Raw genomic sequence first — 23,707 nt, forward strand, 5'->3', positions numbered from 1 at the left:
CGAAGCAACCGTCACCCGACCTTCGCAGCGGCCGCAGCCTCGAGCGTCGGATAGACCCGACCGGCCTCCTCGACCCCTCTGAACCAGCGCCCCCGCCGCGACATCTCGGCGCCCGCCTCGGGCACCGCCGCGAGGCGCAGTTCGACGCCCTGGTCGGCGAGCTCCCGGTCGAGTTCGGCGAGCGCATCGAGGATCGTCACCGAGACGACGTCGAGTCGGCTGAGCTCGAGCGCCACCGCGGTCGTGCCCGGGTGCGCCCGCACGGCGTCGAGCACGGCGTTCTCGTATGCGAGCACGTTGGCGGTGTACATCGGCCCGAGCAGGCGCAGCGGCAGAACCGCCCCGCCCGACCCGTCATCGCGTGGGTCGCCGACGTCGAGGCGCACCCGGTTGAGCTCGCGCAGGATCACGACCATCGTCGCGATGATGCCGACGGCGACCGCGAGCAGCAGGCCCGCGGTGAGCCCGACGATCGCAGTGGCGATCGCGATCCAGAAGTCGTTGTGACTGATCCGCCAGAACCGCGCGAGCGCACCGAAGTCGATGAGCCCGATGACCGCGACGAACACGAGCGAGGCGAGCGTCGCCTGCGGCAGCAGGCTCAGCACCGGACCGAGGAACAGCGCGACGAGCACGGCGAGCACGACCGTGACGAGCGTCGACAGCTGCGTGCGCGCGCCGGCGCCCTGGTTGACGGCGCTCTGCGAGAAGCCGCCGGCCGCGGGCAGCACCTGGAAGAACGAGCCGATCGTGTTCGCGGCGCCGGTCGCGAGGAGCTCCTGGTTGCTGTCGACCTGCGGTTCACCGGGTCTGCGGATGCCTCGCGCGACCGCCGCCGACTCGAGGAACGCCATGATCGCGATCGCGCACGCGCCGGGCAGCATCGGCAGGACGTTCGCGAACGTCGGCAGCTCGAACGGCGGGAATCCCTGCGGCACGGGCGCGATGAGCTCGACGCCCTGGTCTTCGATGCCGGTGAACGCGACGAGCAGGATGCCGACCGCCACGACGACGAGCGGCGCCGGCACCTTCTTCAGGAACGCCTTCATGAGGAACATCGCCGTGATCGACCCGACCGACAGCAGCACGGTCGTGGCATGCGCCGAGGGCAGCGCCTCGAGGGCGGCCGCGAGCGAGTTGAAGAACCCCTCACCCGAGGCGTTCGACGTCTCGCCGAGCAGTTTCGGCAACTGCCCCACGGCGACCGTCGCCCCGACGCCGATCTGGATGCCCACGATCGTCGCCTGCGAGATGTTCTCGACGAGCGACCCGAGCTTCGCTCCACGGGCGATGAGCAGGATCAGCCCGACCATCAGCGTCAGCGCGATGAGATCGGGCACCGGGTCGTCCGAACCCGCGGCGACGCCCGCGGAGACGAGCGTCGTCGCCGTGAGCGTCGCGATCGTCGACGTCGTCGACACGCTCATCGCCCGCGAGCCGCCGAGCATCGCGTACACGAGCATCGGCACCATGCAGGTGTAGAGGCCGAGCTGCACCGGCAGGTTCGCGATCGTCGCGTACGCCATCGCCTGCGGGATCACCACCGCACCGGCCGAGAGCCCTGCGATGAGGTCGGGCCCGAGCCATCCGCGTTGATACCCGGCGAGGGTCGGGAAGAGTCGCAACCGGCGGGCCGCCGGGGTCGCGGTCGAGGTCACCGGGTCAGCTCTCGGGGTGGATGCGCGACCAGTCGTGCTTCACGCTCACGACCGTGTACCCGCGGTCTGATGCCTCGGCGAGCGCCCGCTCGGCCCCCTTGTCGTACGGCGGGTCGCCGCCGTCGTCGTCGTGGTGCACGAGCAGCGCGAGCCCGCCGCCGGCACGCGCGAAGTCGAGCATCGGCTGGTCGCCGTTCGAGTTGCCGCCGGCGATGAGCGGACGACGGCCGATGCGGCTCCAGATGCGCACGGGCTTCTCGGGGCCGTCGTCGAAGAAGTCGAGTCCGGCGGTGTAGCGGACGTCGCCGGAGTCGGCGTCGTAGCTGAGGCCGAGCGCCGAGCCCACGACGCGCTCGGGCGGGATGCCGTAGTACTGCTCGGTCATCGGCCGCATGAAGTCGCGTTCGCCGCCCGAGACGATGTACACGGTGAACCCGTGCGCCTCGAGATAGCGCAGCAGCTCGACCATGGGCGCGTAGACGGCGTCGGCGTACGGGGTGCCGAGGGTGAGGTGCTTCGCCGTCTCGTAGAACTGCGACACCGAGGCCGCGTAGTCGTCGACGCTCATGCCCGCGGTGATGCCCACGAGGGCGCCGATGAGCGTCTTCAGGTCGCTGTCGTCGCCCGTGTAGTGCTTGTCGATCGCCCCGCCGAGCCACGCGTAGTCGCCGGTGACGGCCGCCTTGTACGGTTGCCGGTCGGCGAGCGCGGGGTCGGCCGCGGCCTGCACCTTCCACTGCTCGACGATGTAGTGCAGCTGCGTCGGCATGGGCTTCTCGGTCCAGAGCGTGCCGTCGTTGTCGAACACGGCGACCCGCTCGGCCTCGGGCACGGCGTCGGCGCCCGTCGTCACACGTTCGACGAAGTCGACGATCGCGGCTCGGGTCGGGGTATCGGCCCAGGAGGGCAGTTCGGTCGGCATGGAGCGGTCCTCTCGGGCGGTCGCGTCAGGACGGACAGCGGCGGGGATGCCGGAAACCGCACCCCCGCCGCCATTCTGGCAGTGCGTTCGATCAGTCGCGGGCGTACGCCGCCGCGAGGTGCGCCTCGAGGTCGAGGTACGCGTCGTCGGCGATGTCGAAGACGACCCGCGCGATCTCGCCACCCGTGAAGTCGAAGCCGTAGCCGTACAGCGACGACACCGGGTCGGCGCTGTCGCGGCCGATGGTGAGTCCCTCTCCGCAGAGCGAGAAATGGCCGAGCACGGTGCGGATCTGCTTCTCGCCGACCTGCTGGTCGTCGATGTAGAGCTTCACCGGTCCCGTGCCCTCGCGGTACTCGCCCATGCCCTCCTTCACGAACTCGACGCCGATGATGTGCTTGCCCGAGGTGGGCACCGGCGCCGAGACGCGGTCCTCGGGCGGGATACCGAGGAAGTTGTACACGTAGTGCACCTGGCCGTCCTTCACGACGAGCGCGTGCCCGCCGAAGCGGGAGCCGTGCGCGAAGATCACGCCCTCGGTGTCGGGCGTGAACTCGACCTCGGCCGCGATCTTGTATGAGACGCCGTGCACGTTCGCCGCGCTTCGCTCGGGAATCTCGCTCGTGCCCGGGTAGTAGACGAACTGCCCGCTCGGCGGGGCGGGCTGGTGGAACTCCATGGTGAGGAAGGTCTCGTAGTCCTTCGGGTTGCCGATGATCTGCAGGTCGTTCAGCGGCAGGACGTGGTTCTGCTCCGCCTCCGCCATCCACAGCGCCTTCAGCTCCTCGAGCTTCTCGGGATGCTCCGCGGCCAGGTTGTTCGACTCCGAGCGGTCGATGTCGGTGTGGTACAGCTCCCACACGTCGCTCGGGAAGTCGCCCTTGCCGCTCACCGGCCCGTGCACGGTGACGGCCTTCCAGCCCTCGTGCCAGATGCCTCGCTGGCCGAACATCTCGTAGTACTGCGTCTGCTTGTTCGACGGCGCATCGGGGGCGGCCTCGAACGACGGCACCATCGAGACGCCCGAGAGCGGGGTTTGCTCGACGCCGTTGTAGGTGTCGGGGAAGGCCACGCCGCAGGCCTCGAGGATCGTCGGCACGACGTCGGTCGAGTGGTGGTACTGGTGGCGCACCTCGCCGCGCGCGGCGATGCCCTTGGGCCACGAGATGACCATCGGGTCGGAGACGCCGCCCTGGTAGGTGTAGCGCTTGAACATCTTGTACGGGGTCGAGAAGGCGGCCGCCCACCCGGTCGGGTAGTGGTTGTACGTGTCGGGCGAGCCGAGCTTGTCGACGAGCTTGAGGTTCTCCTCGAGCGAGTCGGGGTAGCCGCCGAAGATCTTGCCCTCGTTGACCGAGCCGTTCGGCGAGCCCTCGCCCGAGGCGCCGTTGTCGGCGCAGTAGATGACGAGCGTGTTCTCGAGCTGGCCCGACTCCTCGAGGTAGTCGACGATGCGCCCGACCTGCGCGTCGGTGTACTCGCTGAAGCCCGCGTACACCTCGGCCATGCGGCTGAACATCGCCTTCTGCTCGTCGCTCAGCGACGCCCAGGGCAGCACCTCGTCGCTCTGCGAGAAGGTGCCGTCGGGCATCGGGTTGAGCTCGGTGAGCACGGTGTCGGCCGGCAGGATGCCGCGTTCGATCATGCGCGGCAGCACCCACTCGCGGTACGCCTCGTAGCCGTCGTCGAACTTGCCCTTGTACTTGTCGATGTACTCCTGCGGCGCGTGGTGCGGAGCGTGGTTCGCGCCGGGGCAGAACCAGAGGTACCAGGGCTTGTCGGGCTCGGTCTGCTTGACGTCGCGGATCATCTTGAGCGCCTGGTCGGCGAGGTCCTTCGACAGGTGGTACCCGTCTTCGGGCTGGTACGGCTGGTCGATGTACTTGTTGTCCTCGGCGAGCGAGGGGTACCAGTTGTTGGTCTCACCGCCGATGAAGCCGTAGAAGCGGTCGTAGCCCTGGGCGAGCGGCCAGTTCTTCTTCGACGATCCGGCCGTCCACTCGTCGATCGGCACGTTGTGGTTCTTGCCGACCCAGAACGTCGACCAGCCGGCGTCGCGCAGCAGGTGCGCCATCGGCACGTTCGAGGGCGGGATGTGCGAGTTGTAGCCCGGGAACCCCGTCGACGATTCGGAGATCGTCGCGAAGCCGTTCAGGTGGTGGTTGCGCCCCGTGAGGAACGTCGAGCGCGTCGGCGAGCACAGCGCCGTCGTGTGCCACTGCGAGTAGGTGAGCCCATTCTTCGCGAGCCGCTCCATGGTCGGCATCTCGATGCGGCCGCCGTACGGCGACCAGGCGGCCATGCCGGTGTCGTCGTAGAGCACGACGAGCACGTTCGGCGCCCCCTCCGGCGCCTTGTCGGGGAGGAACGCGTCCCAGTCCCCCTGCGAGTCCCGAACGTCGAGTTCGATCTTGCCCCTGAATTCACGCGCCACGCGTTCTCCCCTTCGAACGTGGGGGTCGCCGACCGGTGTCCCCCGCTGGTCACCCTAGCCACGGCACCGACGGCTCGCCAGAGAATCGCGGGGAACTCGGAGTGATGAGCGGCGCTCACCGTTCGGACGCCGAACGCGGCGAACCGGCGCGCAGGTCGCGCGTCGACGGCCCCTCGATCAGGCGACCGGATGCCTCGAATCGCGAGCCGTGCAGCGGGCAGTCCCAGCTCGACTCGACGTCGTTCCACCGCACGACTCCGCCGGCATGCGGGCAGACCGCGCACACCGCGCTCGTGCGGCCGCCGACCGTCGAGACGCCGTACGGCACGCCGCCGCGGTTGACGACGACGCCCTCGCCCTCGCGCGGCCGTGCCGCCGGCGCGGGGTTCCCGAGCGCGCGACCCCACCCCGTGAACAGCTCGCGGCCCACCGCCGCGTTCTCGACGACGCCGCGGGCGAGATCCGACGGGGCGGTCGTCCGCGTCGCGAGCACCTTGACCCACGGCCGGTGCTCGCGCCACGGCTCGCCGAGGATCTCGGCGCTGATGCGCAGGGCCGCGGCCGCCCCGTTCGTGAGACCCCATTTGGCGTACCCCGTGGCGATCCAGATCCGGCGCAGGCCACGTGGCATCCGGCCGACGAAGGGCACGAGGTTGAGCGACTCGTAGTCCTGCGCCGACCAGGCGGCGACGAGCGAGGCGCCGTCGAAGTACTCGTTCGTCCAGTCGACGATGCGCCGCGCCTCGATCCGCGTCGAGTCGACCCGCCCGACGGGGTGACCCCCGCCGCCGACGAGCAGGAGCGGAGGTCCGCCCGTCGCCACGTCGGGCGTCGTCCGGATCGATCGGGTCGGTCCGTCGACCGAGAGGAAGAGGCCCGGCACCGGCGGCTCGCCGACCCGGAACGCCGCGAGGTACGAGCGCGAGTGCCGGGTCTTCGCGAAGTAGAGCCCGCGGCGCAGCATCGGCGCCGCCGTCGCGACGACGACGGCGTCGCCCGTGAGCGTGCCATGGTCGGTCGCGACGGTCGCCGGATCGGAGGCGCGTACGTCCTGTGCACGCACCCCGGTGAGGAGCACGCCCCCGAGCCTGGTGAACTCGGCGGCGAGCGCACCGGTGAGGCCGACCGGGTCGAGCGCGAGCTGGTCGGCGAGCGACACGGCACCTGCGAGGGGGAACGGGACCGGCAGGCGGTCGACCCGTTCGACCGCCAGTCCGGCCTCGCGGGCGGCGGCGAACTCGGCGTCGACGACGCGCAGGCCCGACGCCCGCTGCGCGTAGCTCAGCGCCGGCTCGAGCGCGAACGGTACCGAGTGCTCGATGGCGAAGTCGCCGATCCATCGCTGTCCGTCGAGGTTCGCCTCGACGTAGGCGCGGGCGACCTTCGCCGAGTGCGCCCGCCGGATGGTGCTGATCCTCGCTCCCTGCAGCACCGTGACCTTGCCCGTGTTGCCCCCTGAGGCGAGCGCCGCCACCCCGCGCGCCTCGACCAGCGCGACCGAGCATCCCCCGCGCGCGAGGATCACCCCGGTGACGAGGCCGGTGATGCCGGCGCCGATGATCACGGCGTCGAACGGCCGGGTGGGCCACCGGCCCACCCCATCGCCTCCGGGATGCTCCGGCACGCGCGCGCTCCAGAAGGAGGTCATGCCCCGAGTCAAGGCCGACGCGGCCGCCTCGGCAAGCGGGTTGACAGCTGCGGAGCGGCCCTCAGTTCAGCCCTTCGCGCAGAGCGCCGTCTTCAATCGCACGGGGTCGACGCGCCAATAGCTGTGCATCTCGCCGTCGATGAGCAGTACGGGGATCTCCTCGGCGTAGCTCGCGCGCAGCGCCTCGTCGTCGAGGATCGATCGCTCGTCGAGCGAGATCCGCCGCGAGGCATCCTGTTCGAACTCGGCGACGACCGCCTGCACGACCTCTCTCGCGTCATCGCAGAGGTGGCAGCCGGGCTTGCCGACCAAGGTGAGCTGGATGTCTCGGGCCATGGCTCGATGCTACGTCGCCGCGCCGTCCGTCGCCTGAGTCCTCCGAAGACAGCGAAAAGCGCCGAACCCCGGCGGGGCTCGACGCTCAGCTGCAGTCGCGAGCGACTACTTCTTGTTGCGACGCTGGTGGCGCGTCTTGCGAAGAAGCTTGCGGTGCTTCTTCTTCGCCATGCGCTTGCGACGCTTCTTGATGACGGAACCCATCAGAACCTCACAGAAAAGATCGTGCCGGCCGCGCGTGCCGCAGCCGAAAGGCAGAATGCCTCGGAGTAGTCTACCGGATTCACGAGCCGCCCCCTGACACGCACCCGATCAGCACCGGCACGATGCGTTAGCGTCGAGGGATGCAGGCCTCCGACGTCGTCATCCGCACCACGACCACCGACGACTGGCAGGCGGTCCGCGCGCTCCGCATCGAGATGCTGCGCGACTTCCCCCTCGCCTACGGCGAGACCCTCGAACATGCGCTCGAGGTCGACGAGCAGGGCTGGCGCCTGCGCGCCGCGCGCGGCGAGACCGACGGGCAGACCTCGGTCGTCGCGATCGAGGGCACTCGATGGGTCGGCCACATGGGCGGGTACATCCCGGATGCCACGTCGGGCCCCGTGCTCGTCGGCGTCTACGTCGCACCCGATCACCGCGGCGAGGCCGCCGACGTGTCACGCCGCCTGCTCACCGCCGTCGAGGAGTGGGCGCTGGGCCACGGCAGCACGCTGCGACTCGAGGTGCACGAGGCGAACCCGCGGGCGATCCGCTTCTACGAGAAGCTCGGCTTCACCCTCACCGGGCGCAGCCGCGAGTACGAGCTCGCACCGGGCGGCCTCGAGCTCGAGATGATCAAGCCCCTGCGCTGAGCCGCGCTCCGCGCCCCGATCGAGACGGTTCTTCCGCGCCGGGCACGAGGTCGGGCAGACTGGCACGATGAGCGCCGTCGCGACCGTCCTGCTCGTCATCGCCATCGTCGGCACCGGGCTCGTCTCGGGCGTCTTCTTCGCCTTCTCGGGCTTCGTCGTGCAGGGGCTCGACCGCCTGCCACCGGCCGATGCCGCACGGGCGATGCGCGAGATCAACGTGACCGCGGTGCGGGCGCCGCTCATGCTCGCGATCTTCGGCACCGCGCTGCTCGTGATCGCCATCGCGACCATGACGTTCTTCGGCGCGTACCCCGGCGGCGAATGGTGGATCGTCGGATCGGCCGTGCTCTACCTCGTCGGCGTGGTCGGCGTCACCGGCGGCGCGAACGTGCCCCGCAACAACCGGCTGGCGGCCGCTCCCGAGGCCGATGGGGCTGCGCTCGGCGCCGCCTGGCGCGAGTTCCGCCCTGGCTGGTTCGCGTGGAACCACGTCCGCTGGCTCACTTCGGCCGCCTCCTGCACGGCCCTCGTCGTCGCGCTCCTGGGCTGACCCGGGCTACTTGCGCTTGACGACCTGGGTGACGTCGGCGAAGACCTTGCCGATCGCCGAGGCGAAGGCGCGCTGGTCCTCGTTGAGCGAGGCCTCCTGCGCTTCGACGCCGGCGAGCGTCACCGCGTCGGCCGCGGCATCCGACGAGATGAAGGGGATCAGCCAGTCTTCGAGCGTCTCGAGCGGGCCGCGATCGAGGCGGTAGTACCGGTGCTGGCCCTCCTCGCGCACACTGACGAGGCCTGACTCGCGCAGCACCTTCAGGTGCTTCGAGACCGTGGGCTGACTGGTGCCGAGCGCCGCGACGATCTCGGAGACGCTGATCTCGCCGCCGGACTGCGGCACCGCCGACTCGCGTTCGAGCAGTACGGCGAGGATGTCGCGTCTGGTCGCGTCCGCCACCACATCGAAGATGTCAGCCATGCCCCAAGGGTAGCCACTCGCGGCGGGGAGTACCATGACTCACGCGTTCGGTGACGGCACAGAGGGGGGTCGATGCGCGCACAGCGGGTGGCCCGCCTCGGTCGAGTCGATCGGCGGTCCTGGCTCGGGCGGCTCCGCGATGCCATCGACGCGCTCGTCAAGAGCTCGCCGTCGCGGTTCGCGATCCTCGTGTTCGCGGCGCTCATCCTGCTCTTCACGCTGCTCTTCTCGCTGCCGATCGCCACTGCCGACGGCAGCATCACCCCGCTCCACGACGCGTTGTTCACCGCGGTCTCCGTCATCTGCGTCACCGGACTCGCGACCGTCGACATGGCGACGTACTGGTCGCCATTCGGCCACGGGCTCGTGTACCTCGGCGTCAACATCGGCGGTGTCGGCGTGCTCACGCTCGCCACGACCCTCGGCTTCGTGATCTCTCGCCGGCTCGGGCTCCGCGCGAAGCTCATGGCGGCGAGCGACACGAACCCCTCGCGCATCCACGTCGGCCCCGTCGCCGAGCGCCAGGCGGTGCGCCTCGGCGAGGTCGGCGGGCTGCTGTTCACGGTCGCGATCAGCGCATTGGTCATCGAGGCGGCGATCGCGGTCGGCCTGATGCCGAGCATGCTCGCGGCCGGATACGACGTCGGACACTCGATCTGGTACAGCCTCTACTACTCGGCGATGGCGTTCACGAACACGGGATTCTCGCCGAACCCCGGCGGGCTCCTCCCCTTCGAGCACGACTACTGGATGCAGTCGCTGCTCATGATCGGCGTGTTCCTCGGCAGCCTCGGCTTCCCGGTGATCTTCGCCCTCGCGCGCGCGTGGAAGCAGCCGCGCAAGTGGAGCGTGCACGTCAAGCTGACGCTCACGACGACGGTGATCCTCTTCGTCGCGGGCGCCGCCATGTTCCTCCTGCTCGAGCACGCGAACCCGAAGACGTACGGGCACCTCGACGCCGGGCCGACGATCTTCCAGTCCTTCTTCATGTCGGCGATGACCCGCTCCGGCGGGTTCGCGACGATCGACATGCACGACCTCTACGGCTCGAGCCAGCTCGTCAGCAGCATGCTGATGTTCATCGGCGGCGGCTCCGCGTCGACCGCGGGCGGCATCAAGGTGACGACGCTCGCCGTGCTGTTCCTCGCCGCCTTCGCCGAGGCGCGCGGCAATCCCTCGATGGAGGCGTTCGGCCGGCGCATCCCCCGCGACATGCTGCGCCTGTCGGTGAGCGTCGTGCTCTGGGGCGCGACGATCGTCGCCGGCGCCTCCATCGCCATCCTGCAGATCACGAAGGCGCCGTTCGAGAACGTGCTGTTCGACGTGATCTCGGCGTTCGCCACGTGCGGGCTCTCGACGGGACTCACCGCCGAACTGCCGCCCGAGGGCGTCTACGTCATGGCGGCGACGATGTTCATGGGCCGCGTCGGCACCGTGACGCTCGCCGCCGCGCTGGCCGCGAGCCAGCGCCGCCAGCTGTTCAAACGACCGGAAGAGAGGCCCATCGTTGGTTGACAAGATCAGGCACGACGCCCCGGTGCTCGTGATCGGCCTCGGCCGGTTCGGCGCCGCCACCGCGGGCCAGCTCGACCGTCTCGGCCGCGAGGTGCTCGCGGTCGACACCGACGAGGCCCTCGTGCAGAAGTGGTCGGAGCGGGTCACCCACGCCGTCGTCGCCGATGCCAAGAACATGGACGCGCTCAAGCAGATCGGCGCCCAGGACTTCTCCATCGCGGTCTGCGCGGTGGGATCGTCGATCGAGGCATCCGTGCTCATCACCGCGAACCTCGTCGACCTCAAGATCCCGCAGATCTGGGCGAAGGCGATCTCGGCTTCGCACGGCAAGATCCTGCAGCGCATCGGCGCGAACCACGTGATCTACCCCGAGCGCGAGGCGGGCGAGCGCACGGCGCACCTCGTGTCGGGCCGCATGCTCGACTTCATCGAGTTCGACGACGACTTCGCACTCGTGAAGATGTACCCGCCGAAGCCGATCCGCGGCAAGAACCTCACCGAGTCGGGCGTGCGCTCGAAGCACCGGGTGACGGTCGTCGGCGTGAAGAGCCCCGGCAAGCCCTTCACCTACGCGACCGAGAACACGGTCGTCTCGAACCACGACCTCATCATCGTGTCGGGCACCGAGGGCGACATCGAGAAGTTCGCCGCGCTCGAGTAGGCCCGCGTTAGGGATGCGTTAGGAAGATTCACAAATTTGTGAATTCGGCGTAGCATCGCGCTCATGACGACAGTGATCAGCGCCAGCGGCCTGCAGAAGCGATTCGGCCGCACCGTCGCGCTCGACGGCCTCGACCTCGAGGTCACCGCGGGCGAGGTGCACGGATTCCTCGGCCCGAACGGCGCAGGCAAGTCCACCACGATCCGCATCCTGCTCGGCCTCGCTCGAGCCTCGGGCGGCACCGCGACCCTCTTCGGGCAGGACCCGTGGAAGCACGCGGGCGAGCTTCACCGCCGCGTGGCCTACGTGCCCGGCGACGTCAGCCTCTGGCCGAACCTGACCGGCGGCGAGGCGATCGACCTCCTCGCCCGCCTCCGCGGCGGCACGCGCGACAAGGGCGACTACACGGCCCGCAAGCAGCGGCTCCTCGACGCGTTCCAGTTCGACCCGCGGAAGAAGGGGCGTGCGTACTCGAAGGGCAACCGGCAGAAGGTCGCCCTCATCGCCGCATTCGCGACCCCTGCCGAGCTGTACGTGCTCGACGAACCCACGAGCGGTCTCGACCCGCTCATGGAGCAGGTCTTCAACCGCGAGATCGCCCGCGTCTCGGCCGAGGGTGCGACCGTGCTGCTCTCGAGCCACATCCTCTCCGAGGTCGAGGAGCTCTGCGACCGGGTGAGCATCATCCGCGCGGGGAAGACCGTCGAGTCGGGCACGCTCGCCGAGCTCCGCCACCTCACGCGCACCGAGATCGCGTTCGCCACCGACGGCATCGAACCGACCGCCCTCGCGGCCGAGATCGACGGCATCCCCGACGCGCACGACCTCATCATCGACCACGGCCGGGTCAGCTTCACCGTCGACAGCGACCGCGTGGCATCCGTGCTGCCCGACCTCGCCCGCCTCGACGTGCGCGGCCTCACCGTGTCGCCGCCCTCGCTCGAGGAGCTCTTCCTCCGCCACTACGGCGACGAGCTCACCGCCCGCGCTGCGGAGCCCATGGAGGGAGCTCGCGCATGAGCACCCTGGCCACGCTGCTCCGCCAGCGGCTGCGCCGCGACCGCCTGCAGCTCGCGCTCTGGATCGTCGGCACCGCACTGCTCGCCTACACCTCGGTCGCGGCCGTCGCCGACACGTACGGCGACGAGTCCGAGCGCAACCAGATCCTGCAGGTCGCGACCGCGAGCCGCACGATCCTCGTGTTCCGCGGCACCCCCGACGGCACCGACCTCGGCGCGTTCGTCTTCTTCGAGCTGTTCGCGTGGCTCGCCCTCATGGGCGGCCTCATGAGCACCTTCCTCGTGACGCGGCACACCCGCGCCGAAGAGGAGCAGGGACGTGCCGAGCTCATCGCCGCGACCCCGGCCGGGCGGGTGAAGCCGACCGTCGCGACGCTCATCCACGGCGTGCTGGCCAACCTCGCGCTGGGCGCACTCGTCGCGCTCGCCTTCATCGCCGGCGGCCTCGACGCCGAGGGCTCGTGGGTGACCGGTGCGGCCATGGCCGCGACCGGCATCGCGTTCGTCGCGATCGGGCTGTTCGCCGCGCAGCTGTTCCGCACCTCGCGCGGCGCGAACGGCGCCGGGGTCGCCGCGGTCGTCGGCGCCTACCTGCTGCGCGGCATCGGCGACGCCGCGGGCACTCCCTCCGACGACCTGCTGCACGTCACCCCGGCGTGGCCGAGCTGGCTGTCACCGATCGGCTGGGGGCAGGCGACCGGCGCCTTCGTCGAGAACTCGCTCGCCCCGCTCGCACTCTCGCTCGGAGTGTCGGCGGTGCTCGTCGCGATCGTGTTCGCGCTGCAGGCGGTGCGCGACCAGGGCGCGAGCCTCCTGCCGGGCCGCAACGGCCGCGCGTCGGCGAGCTGGGCGCTGTCGGGCTCGTTCGGGCTCGCCTGGCGGCTCAACGTCTCGACGCTGATCGCGTGGGCGGTCGGCGCCGCGGTCGCCGGCATCACCGCGAGTTCGCTCTCGGGCCTCATCGACGAACTCGCGGGCGACGCCCCGCAGGTCGTCGACACCCTGCAGGCCGCGCTCGGCGGCGGCGCCACCCTCGAGCAGGCGTTCATCGCGACGTTCTTCGGCATCATCGGGGTGCTCGCGGCGTGCTGCGCCGTGCAGGTGGCCATCCGCGCCCGGCAGGAGGAGGCGCACGGCACCGCCGAGCAGGTGCTCGCGACCCCCGTGCCGCGCACTCGCTGGCTGCTCGAGTACTGGTTCGTCGGGGTCATCGTCATCGTGGTCGTGCTCGCCGCAGCCTGGCTCGCGGGCCTCGCCGGCACCGCGGCATCCGACACCCCCGACGACCTCGTGTCGCTCATCACGCAGGCGGCGATCGCACAGCTGCCCGTCTCGCTCGTCTTCCTCGGCGTGACCCTGCTCGTGTTCGCCTACCTGCCGCGTTGGACGATCGTGCTCGCCTGGGTGCTGCTCGGCGTCGCCGCGATCCTCGGCACCTTCGGGCCGCTCCTCGGCGCCCCCGACTGGATGCTCGACCTCTCGCCGTTCACGCACTCGCCGGTGCCGGCCGGTGACGACACCGACTGGACGGGCGGCCTCTGGATGCTCGGCATCGGGCTCGCGACCGCGGCGCTCGCCGTCGGGTCGATGCGGCGACGTGAACTGGCGGCGGGCGGCTGACCGCCCGCCGACTGGGAGAATCGGAAGATGGCACGCGATGAGCAGGCACTGAGCACGGCGGTCGAGCAATCGGCCGCCGTGCTCACGGCCGCCGGCTTCCCCAAGATGCCGGCGCGCGTGCTGATGGCGCTCCTCGTCGCCGACGAGGGCGGGCTCACCGCCGCCGAGCTCGGCGAGTCGCTCGGCGTGAGCGCCGCGGCGATCTCGGGCGCGGTGCGGTACCTGCGCACGCTCGGCATCATCCATCGGATGCCGCATCCGGGCAGTCGGCGCGAGCGCTGGGAGATCTTCGACGACGCCTGGTACACGGCGCTCGCGGGCAAGAACTCGGTCTACGGCACCTTCGCCGAGACCGCCGCGCAGGCGATCGACGCGCTCGGCGACCCCGACTCGGCCGGCACGCGGCGCACGAGCGAGATGGTCGCGTTCTTCCGCTTCATCGAGGGCAAGATGCCCGAGCTCCTCTCCGAGTGGGAGGCGCTGCGCGCCGCCGGCGCCACGGTGGTCGAGTAGCCGGACCCCTCCATCCCTCGGCCGCCGGTCCTCGACCGTCGTGCATCAGTACAGCAGCCGCTGTACTGTGTTGCTGTGCTCACCTCCGCCTCCCGCCTCGACGTCATGAACCGCCTCGGTCGCGCCATGGCCGATCCCACCCGCTCGCGCATCCTGCTGACGCTGCTCGAGGGGCCCGCGTACCCGGCCGGCCTGGCCGACTCGCTGGGGCTGACCCGCCAGAACGTGTCGAACCACCTCGCCTGCCTGCGCGACTGCGGCATCGTCGTCGCCGAGCCCGAAGGCCGGCAGAACCGCTACGAGATCGCGGACCCGCACCTGTCGGCGGCGCTCGAGCGGATCGTCAGCGTCACCCTCGCCGTAGACGAGTCGGCAGAGTGCATCGACCCGAGCTGTTCGGTTCCCGGCTGCTGCGAGGCATCCGCATGACCACCTCGCTGACCGACGCCCGCCGAGCACTGCTGCACCGCCGCATCCGCCTGATCGTCGGCATCACCATCGGGTACAACCTCATCGAGGCGGCGGTCTCGATCGCGGCGGGCGCCGCAGCCTCGTCGGCGGCACTCCTCGGCTTCGGGCTCGACTCGCTCGTCGAGGTGCTCTCGGCGGCGGCGGTCGCATGGCAGTTCACCCGCAAGGAGCCGGAGCGATACGAGAAGCCGACGCTGCGGGTGATCGCCTACGCGTTCTTCGCCCTCGCCGCCTACGTCAGCGTCTCCGCCGTGCTCACGATCACGGGCGTCCTGCCCGAGGCCGAGCACTCCACGCTCGGCCTCGTCATCACGGCGCTCAGCGTGATCATCATGCCGTTCCTGTCGCTCGCCGAACGACGCACCGGCCGCGAACTCGGCTCGGCGACCGCGGTCGCCGACAGCAAGCAGACGCTGATCTGCACCTACCTCTCGGCCGCCGTGCTCATCGGGCTCGTGCTGAACTCGCTCCTCGGGTGGGCCTGGGCCGACTCCGTCGCCGCGCTCGTCATCGCCGTCTTCGCCGTCCGCGAAGGCATCGAGGCCTGGCGGGGCGACACCTGCGCTACCCCGATCGGGATGCTCCTCGAAGAGGGCGAAGCGCACGACCACGAGCACGAGCACGAGGCCGGACGATGAACGTCGAGGTGCTGCACATCTCCGGCTGCCCGAGCTGGCAGGAGGCCGGCGTGCAGACGCGCCGCGCACTCGACGTGCTCGGGATGCCCGACGTCGACGTGAGCTACCGGCTCATCGCCTCGGCCTCGGACGCCGAGTCGACCCGGTTCGGGGGATCGCCGACGATCCTGATCGACGGGGTCGACGCCTTCGCGTCCACCGAGCGCGTCACCGAGCTCTCCTGCCGGCTCTACCCCACTCCGGACGGCCTGCGCGACTCCCCGACGCTGGGGCAGCTCGTCGAGGCGATCCGCGCACGGCGGGCCTGAACGACTCGGCGCCGAGGCCGCGGCCGACCCCGCCGGATCGCCCCGTGAGCACGCCGTGAGGATCCCCGCGGCACGGCGTTAGGGGTCCGTGAGGATCGGCCGCGAGGGATCCGCCCGGGTGTTGCATCGAAGACGCAGCGAGCCGCTGCCCGCCGCCGCGCCCGCGTCGACGGCCTCCGAATCCCTGGAGTCCCTGTGCTCGACCTCGTCTACGTCATCGGCATCATCGCCGTGTTCGTACTCGTCGGCCTCATCGCCAGGGGGGTCGAGAAGCTGTGATCTTCTTCGAACTCCTCGCCGCCGCGTTGGGTGTCGCCGCTGTGGTGTACCTCGTGTACGCGCTCGTCAAGCCCGAGCGGTTCTGATGGGCGCATTCCTCGCCGTCGCACAGGCGGCCACCCTCGCCCTGATCCTCGCGCTGCTCTACCGCCCCCTGGGCGACTACATGGCGCGCCTCTACACGAGCGACCGCGACTGGAAGGTCGAGCGCGGCCTCTACCGCCTGATCGGCATCGACCCGCGCGCCGAGCAGTCGTGGCCGGCCTACCTCCGCGGCGTGCTCGCATTCTCGGTCGTCGGCCTCCTGTTCGTCTACGCCATGCAGCGCGCGCAGGCGGTGCTGCCCTACTCGCTCGGCCTGCCTGCCGTGCCCGAGGGTCTGTCGTTCAACACCGCCGCCTCGTTCGTCGCCAACACGAACTGGCAGTCGTACTCGCCCGAGCTCACGATGGGCTACACGGTGCAGCTCACCGGCCTCGCCGTGCAGAACTTCGTGTCGGCCGCCGTCGGCATCGCCGTGGCCATCACCCTCGTGCGCGGCTTCGCACGCCGCGGATCGGGCACGATCGGCAACTTCTGGGTCGACCTCTTCCGCGGTTCGTTCCGGCTGCTGCTGCCGCTCTCGGTGATCGGTGCGATCGTGCTCGTCATCGGCGGGGTCGTGCAGAACTTCAACGGCTTCACCGAGGTCACGACGCTCGCCGGCAACACGCAGAACCTCCCGGGCGGCCCGGTCGCCTCGCAGGAGGTGATCAAGCTGCTCGGCACCAACGGCGGCGGGTTCTTCAACGTGAACTCCGCCCACCCGTTCGAGAACCCGACCGCGTGGACGAACCTCTTCCAGAACGTGCTCATGCTCGCGATCCCGTTCGCGCTCCCCCGCACCTTCGGCAAGATGGTCGGCTCGAACAAGCAGGGCTACGCGATCCTCGCCGTCATGGCCACGCTCTACGTGATCTCGCTCGTGGCGCTGAGCGCGCTCGAGGCGGGCGGCAACGGCACTGCGCCGGAACTCGCGGGCGGTGCGCTCGAGGGCAAGGAGCAGCGATTCGGCATCTTCGGCTCGGCCCTGTTCGGCACCACTTCGACGCTCACCTCCACGGGCGCGGTCAACTCGATGCACGACTCGTTCACCGCTCTCGGCGGCATGATGCCGATGCTCAACATGATGCTCGGCGAGGTCGCCCCCGGCGGCGTCGGCTCGGGCCTCTACGGCATGCTCGTGCTCGCGGTCATCGCGGTGTTCATCGCCGGCCTGCTCGTCGGTCGTACGCCCGAGTACCTCGGCAAGAAGATCGGGCCGCGCGAGATCAAGCTCGCGAGCCTCTACATCCTCGTGACGCCGACGCTCGTGCTCGCCGGTACGGCACTGAGCTTCGCGATCCCGGGCGTCCGCGAGGACGTCGAGGCGACCTCGATCTGGAACCCGGGCATCCACGGCATGAGCGAGGTGCTCTACGCGTTCACGAGCGCGTCGAACAACAACGGCTCGGCGTTCGCGGGTCTCACGGCGAACACCCCGTGGTTCAACACCGCGCTCGGTGTCGCGATGCTGCTCGGCCGGTTCATCCCGATCGTGCTCGTGCTCGCCCTCGCCGGCAGCCTCGCCGCGCAGGACAAGGTGCCCGCGACTGCCGGCACGCTGCCCACCCACCGGCCGCAGTTCGTCGGCCTCCTCGTGGGCGTCACGGTCATCGTGACCGCGCTCACCTACTTCCCCGTACTCACGCTGGGTCCCCTGGCTGAAGGGCTGAACTGATCCATGTCCACCATCACCTCCCCGTCCGTCCCGGCGCCCGAGCCCGAGTCCGCCGAGCACACGCCTCGGCCGATGGGCTCCCCGTCGAAGCGCCCGACCGGCGCCTTCGGCCCCGCGCAGATCATGCAGGCGCTCCCGGGCGCCTTCCGCAAGCTCGACCCGCGGCAGATGTGGCGCAACCCCGTCATGTTCATCGTCGAGGTCGGCGCCGCGCTCACGACGGTGCTCGCGATCGCCGAACCGTTCCTCGGCGGCCCCGAGGCGTCCGGGGGCACCGCCGTCCCGCCGAGCTTCACCTGGGCCATCGCGGTCTGGCTCTGGCTCACCGTGCTCTTCGCGAACCTCGCGGAGTCGGTGGCGGAGGGCCGTGGCAAGGCGCAGGCCGACACCCTGCGCCAGACGCGGACGTCGACGGTCGCGCACGTCGTCGCGCAGTACGACGAGGTCGCGGATGCCTTGGCGGAACACACCGCCCTCACGCAGGTCCCCTCGTCCGAACTCAAGCTCGGCGACCTCGTCGTCGTGACGGCCGGAGAGCTCATCCCGGGCGACGGCGACATCATCCAGGGCATCGCGTCGGTCGACGAGTCGGCGATCACCGGCGAGTCGGCACCGGTCGTGCGCGAGTCGGGCGGCGACCGCTCGGCCGTCACCGGCGGCACGCGGGTGCTCTCCGACCGCATCGTCGTGCGCATCACGTCGAAGCCGGGCGAGACCTTCGTCGACCGCATGATCGCGCTCGTCGAGGGCGCGGCCAGGCAGAAGACGCCGAACGAGATCGCCCTGAACATCCTGCTCGCGAGCCTGTCGATCGTCTTCGTCGTGGTCGCGCTGACGCTGAACCCGATCGCCTCGTACGCGGCGGCACCCGCCTCGATCCCGGTGCTCATCGCGCTGCTGGTGTGCCTCATCCCGACCACGATCGGCGCGCTGCTCTCGGCCATCGGCATCGCGGGAATGGACCGGCTCGTGCAGCGCAACGTGCTTGCGATGTCGGGCCGCGCGGTCGAGGCCGCTGGCGACGTCACCACCCTGCTGCTCGACAAGACCGGCACGATCACCTACGGCAACCGTCGCGCGAGCGAGTTCGTGCCGATGCCCGGCGTTGCGGCCTCCGAGCTCGAGCGCGCCGCGGCCCTCTCCTCGCTCGCCGACCCCACCCCGGAGGGTGCCTCCATCGTCGAGCTGGCGGCGGAGCGCGGCTGGGCCCCCGCGCCCCGAGGCTCCGCGCAGCGCGCCAGCGATGCGTGGAGTGGGCGTGGGGACCGATTCGACTCGGCCCCCGCGGGCGAGGTCGTGCCGTTCACGGCGCAGACCCGCATGTCGGGGCTCGACCTCCCCGACGGCTCGAGCATCCGGAAGGGTGCCGGCTCGGCGGTCATCGCCTGGGTCGAGGCGTCCGCCCGAGTCGCCTCGTCGACGCTCGACGAGCTCGCGCAGCGCGTCGAGGCGATCTCGACGAGCGGCGGCACGCCGCTCGTCGTAGCGGCCAAGGACTCCGCCGGCGAAGCGCGACTGCTCGGCGTCGTCCACCTGAAGGACATCGTCAAGGACGGACTCACCGAGCGGTTCGCCGAACTCCGCGCGATGGGCATCCGCACCGTGATGATCACGGGCGACAACCCGCTCACCGCGAAGGCCATCGCGGCCGAGGCCGGCGTCGACGACTACCTCGCCGAAGCGACCCCCGAAGACAAGATGGCGCTCATCAAGCGCGAGCAGGCGGGCGGCAACCTCGTCGCCATGACGGGCGACGGCACGAACGACGCGCCCGCGCTCGCGCAGGCCGACGTGGGCGTCGCGATGAACACGGGCACGTCGGCCGCGAAGGAGGCCGGCAACATGGTCGACCTCGACAGCGACCCGACGAAGCTCATCGAGATCGTGCGCATCGGCAAGCAGCTGCTCATCACGCGCGGCGCGCTCACGACGTTCTCGATCGCGAACGACATCGCGAAGTACTTCGCGATCATCCCGGCGATGTTCGCCGGCATCTTCCCGGGGCTCGCGGTGCTGAACATCATGCAGCTGCACTCGCCGGCCTCGGCGATCCTGTCGGCGATCATCTTCAACGCGATCGTGATCGTGTTCCTCATCCCGCTCGCACTGCGCGGGGTGAAGTACAAGGCGGGCAGCGCCTCCGCGATCCTCAACCGTAACCTGCTGGTCTACGGCCTCGGCGGCATCATCGCCCCCTTCATCGGCATCAAGCTGATCGACCTCGTCGTCAGCCTCATCCCCGGGTTCTAGGCCCGGACGCGAAAGGACACCACACATATGAGTACGACACGCACGGCGGTACGCACCCATTGGGTCGCGATCCGCGCGATGCTCGTCTTCACCCTCGTGCTCGGCGTCGCCTACACGCTCGTCGTCACGGGCATCGGCCAGCTCGTGCTGCCCGCCCAGGCGAACGGCTCGGTCGCCCGTGACGCCTCCGGCGAGGTCGTGGGCTCGGCGCTGATCGGCCAGTCGTTCGCGGATGCCGACGGCGACCCGCTGCCCGAGTGGTTCCAGCCCCGCCCGTCGGCGGCCGGCGACGGCTACGACGGCGGCGCTTCGAGCGGCAGCAACCAGGGCCCCGAGAACGCCGACCTCATCGCGGCGATCGAGGAGCGGAAGGCGCAGGTCGCCGAGTTCAACGGCGTCTCCGAAGCGGAAGTCCCCGCCGACGCGGTGACGGCGTCGGCCTCCGGACTCGACCCGCACATCAGCCCCGAGTACGCGCTGCTGCAGGCGGCGCGGGTCGCGAACGAGCGCGGTCTCCCCGAATCCGAGGTCGTCGAGCTCGTGGAGTCTAGGATTCAGGCACGGGATCTCGGCTACCTGGGCGAACCGACCGTGAACGTGCTGCAGCTGAATCTCGCCCTCGCAGAGCTGGAAGGCTAGCCACGATGCGGAAGGGGCGGCTTCGGGTCCTGCTCGGCGCCGCCCCCGGCGTCGGCAAGACCTACACGATGCTCGAAGAGGGCAAGCGGCTCGTCGGCGAGGGTCGCGATGTCGTCGTCGGGTTCGTCGAGACGCACGGGCGTCGGGCGACCGCGTCGATGACCCTCGGCCTCGAGATCGTGCCGCGCCGCGCGGTCGTGCACCGCGGGATGACCATCGACGAGATGGACCTCGACGCGGTGCTCGCCCGCAAGCCCGAGATCGCCCTCGTCGACGAGCTCGCGCACACGAACGCGCCCGGCTCCCGGCACGCGAAGCGCTGGCAGGACGTCGAAGAGCTGCTCGCGGCCGGCATCGACGTCATCTCCACGGTCAACACGCAGCACATCGAGTCGCTCGGCGACGTCGTGCTGCAGATCACGGGTGCCGAGCAGCGCGAGACGATCCCCGACCGGGTGCTGCGCGCCGCCGACCAGATCGAGGTCGTCGACCTCGCCCCGCAGGCGCTCCGCGATCGACTGGCGGGCGGTCTCGTCTACCCCGCCGAGCGCATCGACGCCGCACTCTCCAACTACTTCCGCCTCGGCAACCTCACCGCGCTGCGCGAGCTCGCGCTGCTCTGGCTCGCCGACGAGGTCGACCAGGCGCTCAAGAAGTACCGCGCCGAGCACGGCATCGACCGCAAGTGGGAGGCACGCGAGCGCGTCGTCGTCGCCCTCACGGGCGGCCCCGAGGGCGAGACCCTGCTGCGCCGCGGCGCCCGCATCGCCGCCCGGGCCTCCGGGGGCGAGCTCATCGCGGTGCACGTCACGAATCCCGACGGCATGCGGGCGAGGCATCCCGGTGCTCTCGACGCCCAGCGCACCCTCGTCGAGCAGCTCGGCGGCACCTTCCACCAGGTCGTCGGCGAGGACGTGCCCCGTGCGCTCGTCGAGTTCGCGAAGGCCGCGGATGCCACGCAGCTGGTCATCGGCGTGAGCCGGAGGTCCCGGCTCGCCGCGGCCTTCTCGGGCCCCGGCATCGGCGCGACCGTGATCCGCGAGTCGGGCGACATCGACGTGCACATCGTGACGCACGCGGCGGCCGGATCCGGATTCTCGCTGCCCCGACCGGGCGGCGCGCTGAGCCGTAAGCGCCTCGTCTGGGCATTCGTCCTGGCGCTCGTCGCCGGCCCGGCGCTCAGCTGGGTGCTCACGCGATTCCACACCGAGACCTCGATCACGAGTGATGTGCTCGCCTACCAGCTGCTCGTCATCGTCGTGACGCTCATCGGCGGCATCTGGCCCGGCCTGTTCGCGGCGGTGCTGTCGGGCCTCACCCTGAACTACCTCTTCGTCGAGCCGCTGTACACGCTGACGATCGCCGACGCCCGCCAGCTGCTCGCGCTCGTCTTCTACGTGGCGAACGCGCTGCTCGTGGCCTACGTCGTCGACCAGGCGGCCCGCCGCAACCGCGAGGCCCGGCGTGCGGCCGCCGAGTCGCAGCTGCTCGCGACGCTCGCCGGCAGCGTGCTGCGCGGCGAGGATGCCCTGCAGGCCATGGTGACCCGAACCCGCGAGGCTTTCGGGCTCACCGGGGTGCGCCTCCTCGTCGACGGCGAGACCCGGGTCGCCGACGGCGAACCGGCGCGCGACGACCGGGTGACCGAGGTGCCGATCGGTGCGCGCGGCGTGCTCGAGCTGCACGGGGCCGACCTCGAGGCATCCGAACGCCGCCTGCTGCAGGTGATCGCGGCCCAGCTCGACCAGGCCATCGAGCACGGCGCCCTCGCGCGGGCGGCCGAGGCGGCGGCCGGCCTCGCCGAGACCGACCGGGTGCGCTCGGCCCTGCTCGCCGCCGTGGGCCACGACCTGCGCCGCCCGCTCACCTCGGCGTCGGCCGCCGTGAGCGCGCTGCGCTCGCCCGAGCTCGAGCTGCCCGCCGCGCAGCGCGAGGAGCTGCTCGCCACCGCCGCCGAGAGCCTCGACTCGCTCGCCGAACTCGTCACGAACCTGCTCGACGTGAGCCGCGTGCAGGCCGGCGCGCTCGCGGTGACGCTCGCGCCGACCGAGGTCGCCGACGTCGTGTTCCCCGCCCTCGACGAGCTCGGCCTCGGCCCGGGCGCGGTCGAGCTCGACCTCGCCGACGAGCTGCAGCCGGTGCTCGCCGACGCGGTGCTGCTGCAACGGGTCGTGGTGAACCTGCTCGCGAATGCGGTACGGCACACGCCGACGGGCGAGCGCGTCCGGTTCTCGGCGTCGGCGTTCCAGGGGCGGGTCGAGCTGCGCGTCGTCGACCGCGGGCCGGGCATCCCGGTCGAGCGGCGCGACGAGGTGTTCACGCCGTTCCAGCGCCTCGGCGACACCGACAACGACACGGGGCTCGGCCTGGGGCTCGCACTGTCGAAGGGCTTCGTCGAGGGAATGGACGGCACACTGGAGGTCGACGACACCCCCGGTGGCGGCCTCACCATGGTCGTCACCCTGCCGGCCGCCGAGGAGGCGCGATGAAGATCCTGCTCGCCGACGACGACGGCCAACTGCAGCGTGCGATGCGCATCACCCTCAGCGCGCGCGGCTACGAGGTGGTGTCGGCGCACGACGGCGCCGAGGCCATCGACCTCGCGGCGAGCGCGCACCCCGACCTCGTGCTGCTCGACCTCGGCATGCCGAAGGTCGACGGCCTCGACGTGATCCGGGCGGTCCGGGCCTGGTCGAGCGTGCCGATCCTCGTGCTCTCGGGTCGCACCGACTCGGCCGAGAAGGTCGAGGCGCTCGACGCCGGCGCCGACGACTACGTCACGAAGCCGTTCGCGATGGACGAGCTGCTCGCCCGCATCCGCGCCCGCTCGCGGCGCCCTGCGGGCGATGACGACACCGCGGCCGTGCATCGCATCGGGGAGCTCGAGGTCGACCTCGCCGCGAAGACGATCCGGCCCGCGGGCGACGACGGGCATGGGGCATCCGTGCGCCTGACCCCGACCGAGTGGCGTCTGCTCGAGCTCTTCCTCAAGCACCCTGGGCGCCTGCTCACCCGCGAGATGCTGCTCGGCGAGGTGTGGGGGCCGTTCCACGCGAACGACGCCGGCTACCTGCGCCTCTACGTGGCGCAGTTGCGACGGAAGCTCGAGCCGGTGCCCGCTGAGCCCCGGCACTTCCTCAACGAACCGGGCATGGGCTACCGCTTCGAGCCCTGACCGGGCTCACGACCGGGCTCCTGACCGGGCTCCTG

The 23,707-nt window shown here is 70.7% G+C and carries 23 protein-coding genes; 16 read left to right on the plus strand and 7 right to left on the minus strand.

Going from position 1 to position 23,707, the window contains the following annotated elements:
• Positions 1-11 precede the first annotated feature (11 nt).
• The 6 genes from ACFVTR_RS18490 to ACFVTR_RS18515 all read right to left on the minus strand — a co-directional run bounded on the left by ACFVTR_RS18490 (position 12) and on the right by ACFVTR_RS18515 (position 7,202).
• Complete coding sequence (locus ACFVTR_RS18490) at positions 12-1,658, minus strand: SulP family inorganic anion transporter (RefSeq protein ID WP_387039704.1); 1,647 nt, start codon at positions 1,656-1,658, stop codon at positions 12-14.
• Positions 1,659-1,662: 4 nt separating this feature from the next.
• Positions 1,663-2,580 carry an HAD family hydrolase gene (locus ACFVTR_RS18495; protein ID WP_387039706.1) on the minus strand — a complete coding sequence of 306 codons (918 nt, stop codon included), beginning with the start codon at positions 2,578-2,580 and terminating at the stop codon, positions 1,663-1,665.
• 91 nt (positions 2,581-2,671) lie between these two features.
• Positions 2,672-5,014: an arylsulfatase gene (locus ACFVTR_RS18500; protein WP_387039708.1), complete on the minus strand. Its 2,343-nt coding sequence runs from the start codon at positions 5,012-5,014 to the stop codon at positions 2,672-2,674.
• 115 nt (positions 5,015-5,129) lie between these two features.
• Positions 5,130-6,662, minus strand: a complete 1,533-nt coding sequence (locus ACFVTR_RS18505) for an FAD-dependent oxidoreductase (protein WP_387039710.1) — start codon at positions 6,660-6,662, stop codon at positions 5,130-5,132.
• Between the two features lie 66 nt (positions 6,663-6,728).
• The gene (locus tag ACFVTR_RS18510) at positions 6,729-6,998 is read right to left on the minus strand and encodes a glutaredoxin family protein (RefSeq protein WP_387039712.1); all 270 of its coding nucleotides are present in this window, start codon (positions 6,996-6,998) and stop codon (positions 6,729-6,731) included.
• Between the two features lie 105 nt (positions 6,999-7,103).
• The gene (locus ACFVTR_RS18515; RefSeq protein ID WP_003792170.1) at positions 7,104-7,202 is read right to left on the minus strand and encodes a 30S ribosomal protein bS22; all 99 of its coding nucleotides are present in this window, start codon (positions 7,200-7,202) and stop codon (positions 7,104-7,106) included.
• Between the two features lie 140 nt (positions 7,203-7,342).
• Here ACFVTR_RS18515 and ACFVTR_RS18520 point away from each other — a divergent pair, with 140 nt between their 5' ends.
• Together ACFVTR_RS18520 and ACFVTR_RS18525 are read left to right on the plus strand one after the other, a co-directional pair.
• Entirely contained in the window at positions 7,343-7,852 is a 510-nt protein-coding gene (locus tag ACFVTR_RS18520; protein WP_387039713.1) for a GNAT family N-acetyltransferase, read from the plus strand.
• Between the two features lie 67 nt (positions 7,853-7,919).
• A complete protein-coding gene (locus ACFVTR_RS18525; RefSeq protein ID WP_387039715.1) occupies positions 7,920-8,402 on the plus strand; it encodes a DUF1772 domain-containing protein in 483 nt (160 codons plus the stop codon).
• 6 nt (positions 8,403-8,408) lie between these two features.
• Here ACFVTR_RS18525 and ACFVTR_RS18530 read toward each other — a convergent pair whose 3' ends face one another.
• Positions 8,409-8,825 carry an ArsR/SmtB family transcription factor gene (locus ACFVTR_RS18530; RefSeq protein WP_387039717.1) on the minus strand — a complete coding sequence of 139 codons (417 nt, stop codon included), beginning with the start codon at positions 8,823-8,825 and terminating at the stop codon, positions 8,409-8,411.
• A gap of 72 nt (positions 8,826-8,897) precedes the next feature.
• Here ACFVTR_RS18530 and ACFVTR_RS18535 point away from each other — a divergent pair, with 72 nt between their 5' ends.
• From ACFVTR_RS18535 to ACFVTR_RS18600, 14 genes are all read left to right on the plus strand, one after another.
• Positions 8,898-10,340, plus strand: coding sequence for a TrkH family potassium uptake protein (locus ACFVTR_RS18535; RefSeq protein ID WP_157425335.1), 1,443 nt, complete (start codon positions 8,898-8,900; stop codon positions 10,338-10,340).
• Positions 10,333-11,001, plus strand: a complete 669-nt coding sequence (locus tag ACFVTR_RS18540) for a potassium channel family protein (RefSeq protein WP_376941983.1) — start codon at positions 10,333-10,335, stop codon at positions 10,999-11,001. The genes ACFVTR_RS18535 and ACFVTR_RS18540 overlap by 8 nt, the downstream gene beginning before the upstream one ends.
• 63 nt (positions 11,002-11,064) lie before the next feature.
• Positions 11,065-12,021 carry an ATP-binding cassette domain-containing protein gene (locus ACFVTR_RS18545; RefSeq protein ID WP_387039719.1) on the plus strand — a complete coding sequence of 319 codons (957 nt, stop codon included), beginning with the start codon at positions 11,065-11,067 and terminating at the stop codon, positions 12,019-12,021.
• Positions 12,018-13,640, plus strand: coding sequence for an ABC transporter permease (locus ACFVTR_RS18550; protein WP_387039720.1), 1,623 nt, complete (start codon positions 12,018-12,020; stop codon positions 13,638-13,640). Before ACFVTR_RS18545 ends, ACFVTR_RS18550 begins: the two co-directional genes overlap by 4 nt.
• A 27-nt stretch (positions 13,641-13,667) precedes the next feature.
• Positions 13,668-14,153 (plus strand): GbsR/MarR family transcriptional regulator, encoded by a 486-nt coding sequence (locus tag ACFVTR_RS18555; protein WP_387039722.1) that lies wholly within the window; start codon positions 13,668-13,670, stop codon positions 14,151-14,153.
• A 75-nt stretch (positions 14,154-14,228) separates the two neighbouring features.
• Entirely contained in the window at positions 14,229-14,582 is a 354-nt protein-coding gene (locus ACFVTR_RS18560; protein WP_376941991.1) for an ArsR/SmtB family transcription factor, read from the plus strand.
• Entirely contained in the window at positions 14,579-15,262 is a 684-nt protein-coding gene (locus ACFVTR_RS18565) for a cation transporter (protein ID WP_387039724.1), read from the plus strand. Before ACFVTR_RS18560 ends, ACFVTR_RS18565 begins: the two co-directional genes overlap by 4 nt.
• Positions 15,259-15,570, plus strand: a complete 312-nt coding sequence (locus tag ACFVTR_RS18570) for a hypothetical protein (protein ID WP_387039726.1) — start codon at positions 15,259-15,261, stop codon at positions 15,568-15,570. The genes ACFVTR_RS18565 and ACFVTR_RS18570 overlap by 4 nt, the downstream gene beginning before the upstream one ends.
• A 275-nt stretch (positions 15,571-15,845) precedes the next feature.
• Positions 15,846-15,935, plus strand: coding sequence for a potassium-transporting ATPase subunit F (locus ACFVTR_RS18575; RefSeq protein ID WP_022891167.1), 90 nt, complete (start codon positions 15,846-15,848; stop codon positions 15,933-15,935).
• The gene (gene kdpA / locus ACFVTR_RS18580; protein WP_387039727.1) at positions 15,935-17,608 is read left to right on the plus strand and encodes a potassium-transporting ATPase subunit KdpA; all 1,674 of its coding nucleotides are present in this window, start codon (positions 15,935-15,937) and stop codon (positions 17,606-17,608) included. The genes ACFVTR_RS18575 and kdpA overlap by 1 nt, the downstream gene beginning before the upstream one ends.
• A gap of 3 nt (positions 17,609-17,611) precedes the next feature.
• On the plus strand, positions 17,612-19,858 hold the full coding sequence (kdpB, locus tag ACFVTR_RS18585) for a potassium-transporting ATPase subunit KdpB (RefSeq protein WP_387039730.1): 2,247 nt from the start codon (positions 17,612-17,614) through the stop codon (positions 19,856-19,858).
• A gap of 27 nt (positions 19,859-19,885) precedes the next feature.
• Positions 19,886-20,497 carry a potassium-transporting ATPase subunit KdpC gene (gene kdpC, locus ACFVTR_RS18590; RefSeq protein WP_387039732.1) on the plus strand — a complete coding sequence of 204 codons (612 nt, stop codon included), beginning with the start codon at positions 19,886-19,888 and terminating at the stop codon, positions 20,495-20,497.
• A 5-nt stretch (positions 20,498-20,502) separates the two neighbouring features.
• Positions 20,503-22,986: an ATP-binding protein gene (locus ACFVTR_RS18595; protein WP_387039734.1), complete on the plus strand. Its 2,484-nt coding sequence runs from the start codon at positions 20,503-20,505 to the stop codon at positions 22,984-22,986.
• Positions 22,983-23,672, plus strand: coding sequence for a response regulator (locus ACFVTR_RS18600; protein WP_376942003.1), 690 nt, complete (start codon positions 22,983-22,985; stop codon positions 23,670-23,672). Before ACFVTR_RS18595 ends, ACFVTR_RS18600 begins: the two co-directional genes overlap by 4 nt.
• The last annotated feature ends 35 nt before the right edge of the window (positions 23,673-23,707 follow it).

Source organism: Agromyces sp. NPDC058126, from assembly GCF_042884595.1.
Classification (GTDB): Bacteria; Actinomycetota; Actinomycetes; order Actinomycetales; family Microbacteriaceae; genus Agromyces.